The 14,637-nt window shown below is 50.6% G+C and carries 10 protein-coding genes and 2 riboswitches; of the genes, 3 read left to right on the plus strand and 7 right to left on the minus strand.

The window, feature by feature from the left end; genetic code table 11:
• Positions 1-14: 14 nt before the first annotated feature.
• The 3 genes from DW800_RS15525 to DW800_RS15535 form a co-directional block, all read right to left on the minus strand.
• Positions 15-659, minus strand: a complete 645-nt coding sequence (locus DW800_RS15525) for a DUF5119 domain-containing protein (RefSeq protein ID WP_243634923.1) — start codon at positions 657-659, stop codon at positions 15-17.
• A gap of 344 nt (positions 660-1,003) precedes the next feature.
• Positions 1,004-2,050: a tyrosine-type recombinase/integrase gene (locus DW800_RS15530; protein WP_005836693.1), complete on the minus strand. Its 1,047-nt coding sequence runs from the start codon at positions 2,048-2,050 to the stop codon at positions 1,004-1,006.
• A gap of 168 nt (positions 2,051-2,218) precedes the next feature.
• On the minus strand, positions 2,219-3,607 hold the full coding sequence (locus DW800_RS15535) for a cobyrinate a,c-diamide synthase (RefSeq protein WP_117703342.1): 1,389 nt from the start codon (positions 3,605-3,607) through the stop codon (positions 2,219-2,221).
• A gap of 185 nt (positions 3,608-3,792) precedes the next feature.
• Between DW800_RS15535 and DW800_RS15540 the strand changes: the two genes are divergently transcribed.
• Positions 3,793-5,223 (plus strand): phosphotransferase, encoded by a 1,431-nt coding sequence (locus DW800_RS15540; RefSeq protein WP_008663434.1) that lies wholly within the window; start codon positions 3,793-3,795, stop codon positions 5,221-5,223.
• Between the two features lie 25 nt (positions 5,224-5,248).
• Positions 5,249-5,989 (plus strand): nucleotidyltransferase family protein, encoded by a 741-nt coding sequence (locus DW800_RS15545; RefSeq protein ID WP_022401004.1) that lies wholly within the window; start codon positions 5,249-5,251, stop codon positions 5,987-5,989.
• A 95-nt stretch (positions 5,990-6,084) separates the two neighbouring features.
• Here the strand turns inward: DW800_RS15545 and DW800_RS15550 are convergent, their stop codons facing one another.
• The 4 genes from DW800_RS15550 to accC form a co-directional block, all read right to left on the minus strand.
• Positions 6,085-7,770, minus strand: coding sequence for a putative transporter (locus tag DW800_RS15550; RefSeq protein ID WP_009038541.1), 1,686 nt, complete (start codon positions 7,768-7,770; stop codon positions 6,085-6,087).
• Between the two features lie 127 nt (positions 7,771-7,897).
• Positions 7,898-9,430, minus strand: a complete 1,533-nt coding sequence (locus DW800_RS15555) for an acyl-CoA carboxylase subunit beta (protein WP_005829355.1) — start codon at positions 9,428-9,430, stop codon at positions 7,898-7,900.
• A 54-nt stretch (positions 9,431-9,484) separates the two neighbouring features.
• Positions 9,485-10,000, minus strand: coding sequence for a biotin/lipoyl-containing protein (locus DW800_RS15560; RefSeq protein ID WP_005829357.1), 516 nt, complete (start codon positions 9,998-10,000; stop codon positions 9,485-9,487).
• Positions 10,001-10,045: 45 nt separating this feature from the next.
• Entirely contained in the window at positions 10,046-11,557 is a 1,512-nt protein-coding gene (gene accC / locus DW800_RS15565; protein ID WP_117589519.1) for an acetyl-CoA carboxylase biotin carboxylase subunit, read from the minus strand.
• 134 nt (positions 11,558-11,691) lie between these two features.
• A riboswitch (cobalamin riboswitch) is annotated at positions 11,692-11,897 on the minus strand.
• 42 nt (positions 11,898-11,939) lie between these two features.
• A riboswitch (cobalamin riboswitch) is annotated at positions 11,940-12,148 on the plus strand.
• Positions 12,149-12,269: 121 nt separating this feature from the next.
• Between accC and DW800_RS15570 the strand changes: the two genes are divergently transcribed.
• Positions 12,270-14,630 (plus strand): TonB-dependent receptor, encoded by a 2,361-nt coding sequence (locus DW800_RS15570; RefSeq protein WP_009038544.1) that lies wholly within the window; start codon positions 12,270-12,272, stop codon positions 14,628-14,630.
• The last annotated feature ends 7 nt before the right edge of the window (positions 14,631-14,637 follow it).

Here is a 14,637-nt window from a genome sequence, read left to right on the forward strand (position 1 = left end):
CTAACCTTGTGTTCCTACGAAAAATTTAACGGACTATTGTTAATACGGATTTTAACTGTTATCTTTTGAGTCAGTTTTTGGGGAAGGAAACAGAGCTGGCAACCATTTTTACTACCGTCAATCTTTTTGCTCCCCCAGTTAGTCATGCCCGATGAATAGTTTCCCGACATGCCCGGAGTCACTTCAAAACTTTCCATACAATCGGCTGCAAGTTCGTCGGGACTATCCATAATGATTATCTCCGTGGAAGGGACATTCTTTGTCACCACATTTGTGGCATGTGCCTCCAACGTCCGGTAGGCATCTTCTCCCCTAAAGCCCAGGTTACCAAAATCGTCAAATGAACGGTTAAAGAGAACAACGTCATAACGTCCTTCTTTCAGATACACAGTCTTATACGTTCGGTCGCCCATCAGTACCATAATGGGACTACTGCCGTCTGTAGGATAGAATACAGTGGTGGCACCATAATCCTGTTCCTTCTCATTCAATCCCGACCGACTCCAATCGGCACTGATCATGATTTCAGTTTCAAGGGAGTAAACCTGCTCACGGTGACTACAAGCGACCAACATGAAGAAGGTGAAGTTGTAAAACACCCACAATAGCAGCATGTTTCCCGATGCAAAAAGCAAGTGTTTTATTTTTATAAGTATCATTATAATTTGCTTTGTCAAGCCGTTACTTACCAAGTAACGGATAGTCTTCTCTATCCGCAATAAAAAAGCTGTTTTGGGAGTCATATAATGATGTAAAGAAATATATTCCGTTTTTGAGGCATCAGAAATGGAGGAGCACTTTGTGTGTTTTTCAGAATACACACCGGAACAATATGTATTTTTTCGTGTGTTGTGTCGGTAAACAAATAAAATGATAAGATTTTTATAGAAAACTAAACTATTATTTGGATTTATGAGGAAGAATTCCAATCTTTGTGAATCAAACTATCCGTTACTTGGTAAGTAACACTTCCCTTACCAGAGCCATTGTCAGACGGCATTTTTCATGCAACTTTCTTTTCATTGTATCCTGCGACCGAGATTATCAGTTCTTCATTGGCCGCATCCACCTTTTCATTCTCAAAAGGTTTCAGGTATGTTTCCGTCACCTTGATAGAGAAATGGCCCAATGCCTTGCTGATGATGCCGATACTCATTCCTGCATGAAAAGCCAACGTAGCCCATGTATGGCGCGCCACATATGAGCTGAGCTTCACACCTGGCAGCAACAGAGACGCTATTTTTTCCAGTTTCAGATTGAAGCCACGAAGAGCCCGAAGATAATCCATATACAGTTCTTTATCCTTTTTCACCTTCCCGGCCCGTTTCTTCTTACTCTCTTGTTTGTGTAGAATCGGAAAGAGATAGATGGAATCCGGATTCCTGTTTTTAAACTCTTTCATCAGTTCCATCGCTTCTTTGGGAATACGCACCGTCATCTGCCGTCCTGTTTTGTGGCGGCTATATACAATGCGGTTCCCTTTCACATCTTGTTTACGCAAATAAGCGAGGTCAATGAACGGCATTCCTCGGAATAGGAACATCAATAAAAAATAAGCCAGCACACACCGCAGATCCGAAGGCAATTTTCTTAAGTCTGTACACAGCAACGTATTCATCTGTTCCAGTTCCAACGCCCGTTTAGTCTGTGATTCCACTTTTGTGTACACGTCATCAAACAATTTCGGGTTATAGGGCAGCACCTTTTCACCGACCATCCGGTGATATACCGCCTTCAAGTTCCGCATATAGGTGGAAATGGTATTCAAGCTCAACCCTTTAGGCTCTCTTTTCCGCTTCCTCATTCCTTCCCGTCTCATCCATTCTTCATACTCCTTCAACCTGCCTGGCGTAAAGACCTCATCCACCGGCATCGGCATTCCTGCCCCACCGTAAAACTCCGCGATAGATTTCAACGCATACGTATAGGTATGTGCCGCCGAGCGCTTCTTATCCGCTTCCAACTGCTCAATCACCGTCTGCATATAAGATGCCAAATCCGGCATCTTCATGGGGCTCCCCATTTCTACATTCTTTTCTTTTTTACTCATAATAAATCTGATTTTCAAATCCGCACCCTACGCATATCCTAAAAAGGCCACGTTGATGGGAAAAATTTATGAGTACAAAGTAAATTATATAAGAAAATTATAAAGAATATATAAGGATAAATAAATTTGTTCACTAAAACAAACCGGTTCAAAGGAGGTTCTGCAAGATTAGAGTTCACCGAACAAAGCCATCACATCCACCTCGCCCCAATACAGATGCGTATAACTGGCTATCAGGTTCTTATAGCGAAAGACGGGAGTGGTTACCTTCCCTCCTTTGGCATTGTAGACCTGCGCTATCGAAAGAGGAAGACTGCACGCACCACCTTCTTTTCCATCGGTTTCGGGCACGGCAAACTGCGTATAATGGAATTCGTGTCCTTTAAGCCGCCATCCGTTATAGTCGAACCGGCGGTATCCCAATGTCAATTTCCTGCGTTTACGCTCGTTCGTAATGCTGAAAGGCAATACTCCTACCATCTCATTTCCAATATTGCCTACACAGCTCCCGGCGCTTCCCCCGTCCGTATCCCCATCAGAAAGAACGGACTGCGAAAGATATATCATCCCCCCGCATTCTGCCAGCGTCCTGCCACCGGCCTCTATATAGCTGCGGATAGACTCCCTGGCAAGCCTTGCCCCGGCAAGTTCCTCCAGACGGTTCTCGGGATAGCCGCCGGGCAGATAGAGCAAATCCGTCTCTTGCGGAACAGCCCGGTCCTGCTCCGGATTGAAGAAAGTGACCGTGCCCATACGGCGCAGAATATCCAGATGTTCCGCATAGAGGAAGGAAAAGGACTCTTCGTTGCGCGCTACCGAGATATGCAGCTTCCCCGGCTCTGATAGTATCGGCTTCTCCTCCACAGCCGCCGCAGGCAATGGAAGCCCGGTTGTCGAGAGCAGCAGTTCCCAGTCCACATGTTCCTCCAGCAAGCCTACCAGCATGTCCAGCCCCTCCGTCTCCTTAGAACGGCTGAAATCCAGCCCCAGATGGCGTGACTCCTGCTCCAGTTCCTTCTGCTTGGGCAGATAGCCCAGACAAGTCACGTTCAAGTCTTCACAGACCTCCTGCAGCATCCGGTAGTGGCGGAGCGAGCCGACACGATTGAAGATAACTCCCGCAATACGTATATCCGGACGGAAATTGATGAACCCCGACAACAAAGGAGCCATGGAATAGGCAGCCGACTTGGCATCAACCACCAGCACCACAGGAATACCCAAGAGCCGTGCCACTTCTGCCGACGAGCCCCGGTCGCGGTCGTACCCGTCGTACATCCCCATCATCCCCTCGACCACGGCAACATCCGCATCCGCCGAATAGCGTGCATACAGACTGCTTACGTGCTCCTGAGATGCCATGAAAGTATCCAGATTGACGGAAGGACGGCCGCATACCGCCTCGTGATACTTAGTATCTATATAATCGGGACCGCACTTGAAAGGCTGCACCTTCAGACCTTTCTTCACAAACAATGCCATCAGTCCACGACTGACGGTGGTCTTTCCACTGCCCGATGTAGGGGCGGCTATGAGAAACTGAGAGATGGAACGCATAATTAATGTGCTAATGATTTAATGTACCAATGTGCTAATCGGCTGCGCTATACTTGCGCTACTTCCCCATGCCGCAGGTCATTGGCACATTGGCATATTGGCACATTAGCACATTTTCAACGTGCAAAGATAAGCATATCTCCGACAAAAGTTTTATCTTAGCTGCCAAAATAAAACATACCACCATGATAACCGAAGAACTTAAGAAACTCTACATCGCACATACCGGACACGAACCGGAACAGATTGACGAACTCCCCTCCTCCGGCTCCAACCGCCGTTACTTCCGCCTCATCGGAAGTCCTACACTTATCGGCGTCAGCGGAGAGTCTGTGGAGGAGAACCGCGCCTTCCTCTACATGGCAGAACATTTCCGCCAGAAAGGACTGCCCGTACCGCAAGTGTTCATCCGCTCCGAAGATGATATCTATTATCTGCAAGAAGACCTGGGCGACTCGCTCCTATTCAATGCCATCGAGAAAGGCCGCAAGACCAGCGTATTCGGCGAGGATGAGAAGCAGTTACTGCGCAAGACCATCCGTCTGCTGCCCGCCGTGCAGTTTGCCGGAGCCGACGGCATGGACTTCTCCTACTGCTACCCGCAGGCAGAGTTCAACAGCCGCAGCATTCTGTGGGACCTGAACTACTTTAAATACTGCTTCCTCAAGGCTACGGGGATGGACTTTCAGGAAGACCGGCTGGAGGACGACTTCCAGAAGATGGCAGACGTGTTGCTCCGTAGCAGCTCCGCCACCTTCATGTACCGCGACTTCCAGAGCCGTAACGTTATGATAAAGGACGGCGAGCCGTGGCTCATCGACTTCCAGGGCGGACGCAAAGGTCCGGTTTACTACGACGTAGCCTCCTTCTTGTGGCAAGCCAAAGCAAACTATCCCGACAGCCTGCGCCAAGAGTTGCTGAAGGAATACATCGACGCCCTGCGCAAGTACCAGCCCGTGGACGAGGCTTATTTCTATGCCCAGCTTCGCCACTTCGTATTGTTCCGCACCATGCAGGTGCTGGGTGCCTATGGTTTCCGCGGTTACTTCGAGAAGAAGCCCCACTTCATACAAAGTGTCCCCTTCGCCATCGAGAACCTGCGCCAGCTGCTTCAAGAGCCTTATCCCGAATATCCCTACCTCTGCCGGATTCTGCGCGAACTTACCGAGCTGAAACAGTTTACAGACGACCTGCAAAAGCGCCGCCTCGTGGTGAAAGTCACCAGCTTTGCCTACAAAAAAGGTATCCCCGAAGATTCCACGGGCAACGGAGGAGGTTTCGTCTTTGACTGCCGCGCTGTGAACAACCCCGGCAAGTACGAGCGTTACAAACCCTTCACGGGACTGGACGAACCCGTTATCCGCTTCCTGGAAGACGACGGCGAGATAGCCGTATTCCTGGAGCATGCCTACGCCCTTGTCGACGCTTCCGTGAAGCGCTACATGGAACGCGGCTTCACCAATCTGTCTGTCTGCTTCGGCTGCACCGGCGGACAGCACCGCTCCGTGTACTCGGCACAACACTTGGCGGAACATCTGCACAAGAAGTTCGGCGTACAAGTGAACCTGATACATAGAGAACAGAATATTGAACAGACGTTTAAGGCCAAAGTTTAATGTGCTAATGTGAGAATATGCCAATATGAAAGCCATGATTTTCGCCGCCGGCCTGGGCACCCGGTTGCGCCCCTTGACGGACCACATGCCCAAGGCCCTCGTTCCCGTAGCAGGAAAGCCCATGCTGGAACGGGTGATACTGCGGTTGAAGGAAGCAGGATTCAACGAGATAACGGTCAATATCCACCACTTCGGGGAGCAGATTATCGACTTCCTCCGTGCCCACGACAACTTCGGCACGGAGATTCACATCAGCGACGAACGCGGCATGCTGCTCGACACCGGAGGAGGCATCAAAAAGGCACGCCCCTTTCTGGACGGGCAAGAACCTTTCCTGGTGCACAACGCGGATATTCTGACGGACATTGACCTTGCAGGTCTCTACCGCCACCATCTGGAGAGCGATGCGGAGTCTACCCTGCTTGTGAGCGAGCGCAAGACTTCCCGCTATCTCCTTTTTGACGACGACTACCACCTGCACGGCTGGATAAACAAGTCCACCGGAGAGGTGAAACCGGCAGGCTTCGACTACCGGGAAACGAAGTACCGGGAACTCGCCTTCGGAGGAATCCATGTCATCTCCCCCTCCCTCTTCCGCCTGATGGACGATGGGCAGTGGGACGGCAAGTTCTCCATCATTCCTTTCTACTTGTCCGCCTGCACAAAGGTGCACATACAAGGCTATCCGCTGCAAGGATTCCGCTGGTTCGACATCGGCAAACCGGAGACACTGGCACAAGCGGAGGAATACTACAAACAAAAATAACAAGTAATGTAAAGCAGCCTAACATTACTTGTTAGCTCTCTTTACATTACTTGTTATCAAATCAACCTATGTACCATAGATTATCTATGGTGAAACTACGCCAGTGCCAGTATCAGCAACTGAGCCGTCAGCACCCGCAGGAACATAGCCAGCGGATAGACCGTGGCATATCCCACCGCAGGGGCATCGCAGGATGTCAAGTCCGAGGAATAGGCCAATGCAGGTGGATTGGTGTTAGCTCCGGACAGCACACCTATCAGCGTATAGTAGTTCAGCTTCCAGAAATAGCGCCCCATGAATCCTGTCACCAGCAACGGAACGACCGTGATGATGGCCCCATAGCCAATCCACACATAGCCGCCTTCGTAGATAATGGTATCGATGAATCCCTTTCCTGCACCCAACCCCACGCAGGCCAGGAACAAGGCGATACCGATTTCGCGTATCATCAGATTGGCACTCATCGTCGTGTAGGTTATCAGCTTATATTGAGGCCCGAAACGGCTGATGAGGATGGAAACCACCAACGGTCCACCGGCCAGTCCCAGTTTCACGGGTTGGGGAATGCCGGGGAACATGAACGGCAGACTGCCCAAGATACATCCCAGGGCAATACCCAGGAAGATAGGAATCAAGTTGGGATGGTTGAGACGCTTCAGCGAGTTTCCCAATACCTTCTCCGCATGGCTCACGGCAAGCTCACTGCCTACAATCGTCACACGGTCTCCCATCTGCAACTGCAAGTGGGGAGTTGCCACCAGATCCACGCCCGAACGGTTGATACGGGTGATGCAGGCACCGAAGTTGTTACGTATCTTGAGCTGAGACAGAGACTTGCCGTTCAGTTCCGGCTTGGTGATGAGGATGCGGCGTGAAATCAAGTTCTTGTCCTCCCGTTCCCACTCCACCGAAATTTTTCTTCCGAAGAAGGCAACAATGGCCTCCACATCTTTCGGGTTGGCAATGAACAGAATTTCATCCTGCATGTGTAGCACCGTATCGGCATTCGCCAGTTCTGTTTCCTGACTGCCGGTGTGCCGGATGCGGGAGATGACAAACGCACGGTTCAACAATGGTTTCACATCTCTGATCCGCTTGCCGTCTATTGCCTCATTGCGTATCTCTACCGATATGGGACGCACGGTCAGCTCCTGCAGATGACCCAGCCCGTGCTCGGCATCCTCCTCTTCTTTTTGGGTGTTAATCCGCATGAAAATCTTCAAGGCTAGCAGCGCCAGGATGCAGCCCACCACACCCAGCGGATAGGCAACGGCATATCCGAGTGCGATTTCCGGAGCATCCACCCCGTTGAGGTCACTGTTTGCCTGCTGGGCAGCACCCAGACCGGGGGTATTGGTCACGGCTCCGGACAAGATACCCACCATCGTAGTAATGGGAATTCCGGTGGCAAAGTGCAATACAATGGTGATAACCACGCTGAGGAAGACGGAAAGCATTGCTACCATGTTCAGCGTAAGTCCACCCTTCTTGAAAGCGGAGAAGAATCCCGGTCCTACTTGCAGACCGATGGAATAGACAAACAGTATCAAGCCGAACTCCTTCAGGAAGTGCAGCAGATGTTCGTCGAGGTTCATGTCGAAATGTCCGAAGACAATGCCCACAAACAAAATCCAGGTGACACCCAGCGAGATACCCGCCACTTTCAACTTGCCCAGCATGATACCGAAGGTGATGACCAGGGACAGAATTAGGACAGAGTGTGCCACTCCTCCGCCCCAAAGGTTGGGATAACCCTCAAAGAGGTTTCTTAATAGTTCCATAGTTTCTATCTTTAGTTTTTACTTTTCAGCCTTATTGTTTAATTCTTAATTCTCTATTTAAAAAGTGTATCCCCACAGAAATCACTTCTCCGGGGATACGCATTTCACACATAAAAAATAACTACTATTATAAAGGCATGTTGCCGTGCTTTTTCGGTGGATTGCTCTGATTCTTGTTGTGCGCCATCTCCAATGCCTGCACTAGCTTGTAGCGGGTATCGCGCGGCATGATGACCTCGTCTATGAGGCCACGCTCGGCAGCGCGGTAAGGGTTGGAGAACTTGCTTTCGTACTCCTTGATAATCTCCTGCTTCTCTTCGGCAGAGGACTTACGGTAGAGGATGTTCACCGCACCCTCGGCACCCATCACGGCGATTTCCGCCTGCGGATAAGCCAGGTTCACGTCGGCACCCGTCGGTTTGCTGGACATCACGATGTAGGCGCCGCCGTATGCCTTGCGGGTAATCAGCGTTATCTTGGGCACGGTGGCCTCGGCATAGGCATAGACAATCTTGGCGCCGTGGCGGATGATGCCGTTGTGCTCCTGCATCGTTCCGGGCAAGAAGCCGGGAACATCTTCGAAGGTTATCAGCGGGATGTTGAAGCAGTCGCAGAAACGAATGAAACGTGCCGCCTTGTCGCTGGCATCAATATCGAGCACACCCGCCAAATAGGCAGGTTGGTTTGCCACGATACCTACCGAACGCCCGTTCAGACGACCGAAACCGATAACGACGTTCTTGGCAAAGTGAGGCATCACTTCGAAGAAGTACTGGTTGTCCAGCACCGGTTCTATAATATCCTTGATGTCATAGGGCATGTTCGGGTCCTCAGGAATGACGGTCTGAAGCGCCTCTACCCGGCGATGGATATCGTCGGAGCAGGGAGTGAAGGGAGCATCCTCCATATTGTTGGACGGCAGGAAGCTCAGCAGCTCGCGGATGCTCATCAGTGTCTCCTCCTCCGTATTGCACATGAAGTGGGTAACGCCGCTCTTGCTGCTATGCGTATAGGCACCGCCCAGTTCCTCCTTGTCCACCTCCTCGTGGGTCACGGTCTTTACCACGTCCGGACCGGTGATGAACATGTGGCTCTGCTCCTTTACCATGAAGATAAAGTCGGTGAGCGCCGGAGAGTAGCATGCCCCACCGGCACACGGACCCAGAATGGCGGATATCTGCGGAATGACACCCGACGCAATGGTGTTCTGATAGAAGATGGAGGCATAGCCTGCCAAGCTGTTCACACCTTCCTGGATGCGTGCGCCGCCCGAATCGTTGAGGGCAATGACGGGAGCACCGTTCTTCAGGGCAAGCTGCTGCACCTTTACAATCTTTGCGGCATTCGTCTCGCTGAGCGAACCGCCATGCGCCGTGAAGTCGTAGGCATAGACAAATACAAGGCGGCCGTCTATCTTTCCGTAACCGGACACCATGCCGTCTCCGGCAATCTGTTTCTTCTCCATGCCGAAGTTGGTGCAACGGTGGTTCACGAACTTGTCCAGCTCATTGAACGAGCCTTTGTCCAGCAGCATGTCAATACGTTCGCGGGCAGTCATGCGGCCGGAGGCGTGTTGTTTCTCTATCTTGTCTACGCCCCCACCCAGCGAGGCACGTTTATCCAGTTCCTCAAACTGGCGGTATATTTCTTCTCTGTTCATATTTGCATTTACAATTTAGTGATTTATAATATACGGACTGAATGCGACTCGGGATTATTCCTCCTTTATCAACTCCAATTCAATCAATACTTGGTTGGCATTTACCGGTTCGCCCTCGCCCACGAGGATGTTGCGGACGATGCAGTCGGCATTTACCTTATAGTTACTCTGCATCTTCATGGCTTCCAGCACCACGGCAATGTCTCCGGCAGCCAGTCGGTCGCCCACCTTGACGGGGATGCTCACTACCTTGCCCGGCATCGGCGCCAGAATCTTGTCGCCCTGCTTCTCGTCGGCTCCTTTCTTCATGTGCAGATACTTGGCTTGCGTGTCCACGATGTCCACATGAAAGGAACGCTGGAGCATGCTGATGTCATAACTCTTGCCGCCCTCGCCGCGCACAAGGCCTGCGTTGAACGAGTTTCCGTTGTGCAGGATGGAGCAACTTCCGTTCTCTGCCATCACAATGTCCACTTCGTAGGGCTTTCCGTCAATGGTAAGTTGTACCTTATTCCCTTCCTTACCCACCAGGGTAATGTCTGCGATACGGTCTCCTATATGTATTTCCATTATTAATTATCCATTATCAATTATCCATTATCAATTATCCATTCCTTAAATCCTGAGCACTCCCTTCTGCAAGCCAAATTCCCTCCAACGGCTGATGGGGCGGGCATCGGGTAGCTGTGCCGAAACATTCTCCTCCAGATTAACCAGATAGTCCATATAGGCAGCTATCATGGCTATGTTCTCCAACTCTTCGTTGGCAGTGTTGGTGCGTACCAGCATGCGGGCGTTCTTCTCGATAAAGAGGGTGTTGTACTCTCCCTTCACAAAGTCGGGCACGTGCATGATGCGCTTCAGATAGGCAAGGTTGGTCTTTACGCCCGTAATCTTGTACTCGTAGAGCACACGGCGCATACGCTCGATGGCATACTGGCGGGTGGTTGCCCATACGATGAGCTTACCTATCATAGGGTCGTAGTAGATGGGAATCTCATAGCCGTCGTACACATAGCTGTCTATACGCACACCGATTCCGTTCGGCTCCGTCAGTTGCTTGATGACACCGGGAGACGGCATGAAGTTGTTTTCCGTATCTTCGGCACAGATGCGGCACTCTATAGCATGGCCGCGCTGGAACAGTTCCTCCTGCTTGAGGTGCAGCACCTCGTCGTTGGCAATGCGGATTTGCTCTTTCACCAGGTCCACGCCTACCACTTCTTCCGTGATGGGGTGCTCCACTTGCAAGCGCGTATTCATTTCGAGGAAGTAGAACCGACGGTTCTTGTCTACCAAAAACTCGATGGTACCTGCACCGGAGTAGTTCACTGCCTTGGCTGCGGCAACCGCCTTCTCCCCCATCTCCCGGCGCAATTCCGGCGTAAGGAAGGGTGACGGGCTTTCTTCTACCACCTTCTGATTGCGACGCTGCACGGAGCATTCGCGGTCGAAGAGGTGGATGACGTTGCCGTGGTTGTCGCCCAATATCTGGAACTCGATGTGGTGGGGTTCTTCCACGAACTTTTCCAGATAGACCGTGTCGTCTCCAAAGGAGGACATGGACTCGGAGCGTGCCGTGTTGTAGGCTTCCACCACTTCGCTCTCGTTATGGATAAGGCGCATACCTTTACCACCGCCACCCATAGACGCCTTCAGCATCACGGGATAACCTATCTCGTTGCAGATGCGCACGGCTTCTTCGGCACTCCGCAAAGGTTGTTCCGTTCCGGGAACCACGGGTACGCCTGCCGCAATCATTCGCTTGCGGGCAGCTATCTTGTCGCCCATCGCCTCCATCGTCTCGGCGGCGGGACCGATAAAGATAATCCCTTCCTCCTTGCAACGGCGTGCAAACTCCGAGTTCTCCGACAAAAAGCCGTAACCCGGATGGATGGCATCGGCACCGCATCGCTTTGCCGTGGCAATCACTTTTTCAATATTCAGATAACTCTCTTTTGCCACGGCCGGTCCTATCGGATAAGCCTCATCGGCATATGCCACATGATGAGAGGTGCGGTCGGCCTCGGAGAAGACCGCAACCGTAAGCAGTCCCATCTCCCGGCACGAACGCATGACGCGCAAGGCAATCTCACCTCTGTTGGCAATCAATACTTTCTTAATCATTTTACTTTTTCTTTAATATATAAAGGATATATATAGTCACACCACAATGCGGACATACCTTTAACAAAGGCATTCCATTTCTTGTTTAAATGTTCAACTAATATCTTCGTACTGTCTTCCTAACCCACGAGCAAAGGCAGCCTTTAATGAATGGCAGGTCTTCTGACTGACTCCTAATCCTGAAGCCTTCCCGATATTTCAATGCATATCAGTGGCAAGGGTGTTTTTCATGATATAAACGGAGCTTCACAGCAGCGGGACTGTCCGGGATTTACACCCGATTCCCTTTTAATCCAGATGATGGAAACATGCATCCGGAACCAATTCGCGGGCAAAGATAACAAAAATTATCAGGAGTATTCGCAAACCTAATAGTTTTTGTTATCTTTGTCCCAGTTTTGGTTTCACCTCTCCCGGTTCTGTTGGAGATGAGTGATGAAAAAGGGAATCAGGTGCAAATCCTGAACAGACCCGCTGCTGTAAGTCCTTCCAAAATCTTTGAATATTCTACAAGCCACTGTCCGCCCGGCGGATGGGAAGGCATTCAAAGAGGGATAAGTCAGAAGACCTGCCAAGACAACATAGTTTTAGTGCTTTCGGGGAATAAAGCAACAAAACATTGAGTCGAGGCATTCTTTATCCATATAAAGGAATCTTTCTCTTTGTTCATTTTTCCTTGAGGGCAAGTTACGAACGCTTATAAGGAACTGAAATGAGATTCATCACAGGACTGCTATTTACATTTATCTGCCTACTGCCTGCAGGTAGTATGGCACAGAATAAGGTCACCTTATCCGGAAAAGTCATAGACCAGCACGGGACACCGATAGCCCAAGCCACCATCGCTGTGGAAAACACCACCTCCGGCACCTATACGGACGACCGGGGGAAGTATTCACTGCAAGTCGCTCCGGGCAAACACACCTTCGTCGTCTCCTTCCTGGGCTACCAAACCGTGAAACAATCCCTCGACATCCGGCAGGATAAAAAACAGAATTTCACATTGCAGGAAAGCGCCGTGGCATTGAATTCTGTCGAAGTATACGGAAAGACCCAAACGCAGAAAGTGAAGGAAGGGGCCTTTGCTGTCAATGCACTCGACATCAAGCCGATAGTAAACTCACTAAATAACCTCAACGACCTGGTGAACCGTACAACGGGCATCAAGGTGAGAGAGGAAGGCGGGGTTGGCTCGGACTTCGACCTCTCCATCAACGGCTTGTCCGGAAATTCAATCCGCTACTTTCTGGACGGAATGCCACTGGACACCAAAGGAAGCGGTGTTTCCCTCGCCAACTTACCCATTAACATCATAGACCGGATTGAGATATACAAAGGAGTAGTCCCTGCCAGCTTGGGAACAGATGCACTGGGCGGTGCCATCAATATCATTACAAAGCAGGAGAAGAAGAATTATCTGGATGTATCTTACGGCATCGGCTCCTTCCATACACACAAGACGGACCTGAACACCCAGTTCGTAGAAAAGGGAACCGGACTAATAGTCCGGCCAACCGTTGGCATCAACTACTCCAAAAACGATTATAGAATGAAGAATGTGCAGATGCGCGACGAAAGCGGAGACAATTTCATATATGGCAATCCCAAGCGTTTTCATGACGGCTACTTCTCGCTACTGGCACAGGTGGAAGCCGGATTTGTCAACAAATCCTGGGCTGATGCCTTCTTTGTTTCCGCCTCCTATTCAAAAACAGACAAGGAACTGCAGACGGGGTCTGTCCAAAACAAAGTATACGGAATGGCAGAAAGGAATTCCGATTCCTGGAACATCTCTGCCCGCTATCAGAAGTACAACTTCATCCTGAAGAACATGCAACTGAATGCCTCCCTCTCCCACACCTGGGACCATTCCTTGACCGTGGACACTGCCTATCGGAAGTACTATTGGGATGGAGGATACATCGTGAGCCAGCGCAACGAGATTATGGGCAAAGAACCATCCATGCGCCACTACAAGCGTCCGCTCACCATTATGCGCACCAACCTGGACTATCAGCTGAATACCCATCACAGCTTTAATCTGAACTACCATTTGAGCCGTACCGGAAACGACCGCTTCGATGACCTTGATACCAGCTTCGAGCCGTCAAAAGATGTGGTTACCAAACATATCCTGGGACTCTCCTACAACCAGTCTCTGTTGGATGGCAAGATGGAAAACGTATTCTTCATAAAAGACTACATCAACCATCCCAATATCCGGCAGACCGACCAATCCAGCGTGACCGGCTCGAAGGATGTGCAAGGTTCCACCACCAAGAACTACTTGGGCTACGGTGCTGGACTTCGATACACCATCGTAGAACCTTTATCCATCAAAGTATCCTACGAACATAGTGTGAGACTACCCATTGCCCGCGAGCTGTTGGGAAACGGTACCACCATCTATGCCAACGTGGCACTGAAACCGGAAAACAGTAACAACTTCAATGCTTCTCTATTCGGCACATGGCACCCGGGCAATGGACATACATTCTATTACGAGATGAGCGGATTTTTCCGCAAGGTAAACAACTACATTCAGACCAGCATTGCCGAGAAAGAAGGCACGATGCAATATACCAACGTCCCTGCCGTCCACGTGAAAGGTGTGGAAGGGGAAATACGCTACGACTGGCAAGGCAGACTGCAGCTCTCCACCAACGTCAGTTACCAAGACACCCGCGACCAGCAGAAGTACAAGGGCGACGGAAAACCCTCCGCCACCTACAACAACCGTGTGCCCAACCGTCCCTGGCTCTTTGGCAGTGTAGAAGCATACTATACCTTCCGCAACATCGCCCTGCCCGAAAGCAGACTGCGCCTGGGTTGTACCTATCAGTGGGTGCACTGGTACTTTTTGACCTGGGAAGCTTACGGCTCGTATGACAACAAGGCACGCATTCCCGCCCAGCACATCTGTAATGCCGACATCACTTACTCATGGAGACGCGGACGCTATAATCTGGCTTTGGAGTGTACCAACTTCCTCGACAAGACAGCCTATGACAACTACAAGCTGCAGAAGCCCGGACGTGCTTTTTTTGCTAAATTCAGACTATTCATTAACTAATCATTTA

This window comes from Bacteroides sp. AM32-11AC (genome assembly GCF_003603515.1).
GTDB lineage: Bacteria > Bacteroidota > Bacteroidia > Bacteroidales > Bacteroidaceae > Bacteroides > Bacteroides uniformis.

Excerpts from the sequence above, each read along its gene's own strand:
- DW800_RS15525 (WP_243634923.1), bottom strand. The coding sequence starts at position 659 with ATGATACTTATAAAAATAAAACACTTGCTTTTTGCATCGGGAAACATG.
- DW800_RS15530 (WP_005836693.1), bottom strand. The coding sequence starts at position 2,050 with ATGAGTAAAAAAGAAAAGAATGTAGAAATGGGGAGCCCCATGAAGATG.
- DW800_RS15535 (WP_117703342.1), bottom strand. The coding sequence starts at position 3,607 with ATGCGTTCCATCTCTCAGTTTCTCATAGCCGCCCCTACATCGGGCAGT.
- DW800_RS15540 (WP_008663434.1), top strand. The coding sequence starts at position 3,793 with ATGATAACCGAAGAACTTAAGAAACTCTACATCGCACATACCGGACAC.
- DW800_RS15545 (WP_022401004.1), top strand. The coding sequence starts at position 5,249 with ATGAAAGCCATGATTTTCGCCGCCGGCCTGGGCACCCGGTTGCGCCCC.
- DW800_RS15550 (WP_009038541.1), bottom strand. The coding sequence starts at position 7,770 with ATGGAACTATTAAGAAACCTCTTTGAGGGTTATCCCAACCTTTGGGGC.
- DW800_RS15555 (WP_005829355.1), bottom strand. The coding sequence starts at position 9,430 with ATGAACAGAGAAGAAATATACCGCCAGTTTGAGGAACTGGATAAACGT.
- DW800_RS15560 (WP_005829357.1), bottom strand. The coding sequence starts at position 10,000 with ATGGAAATACATATAGGAGACCGTATCGCAGACATTACCCTGGTGGGT.
- accC (WP_117589519.1), bottom strand. The coding sequence starts at position 11,557 with ATGATTAAGAAAGTATTGATTGCCAACAGAGGTGAGATTGCCTTGCGC.
- DW800_RS15570 (WP_009038544.1), top strand. The coding sequence starts at position 12,270 with ATGAGATTCATCACAGGACTGCTATTTACATTTATCTGCCTACTGCCT.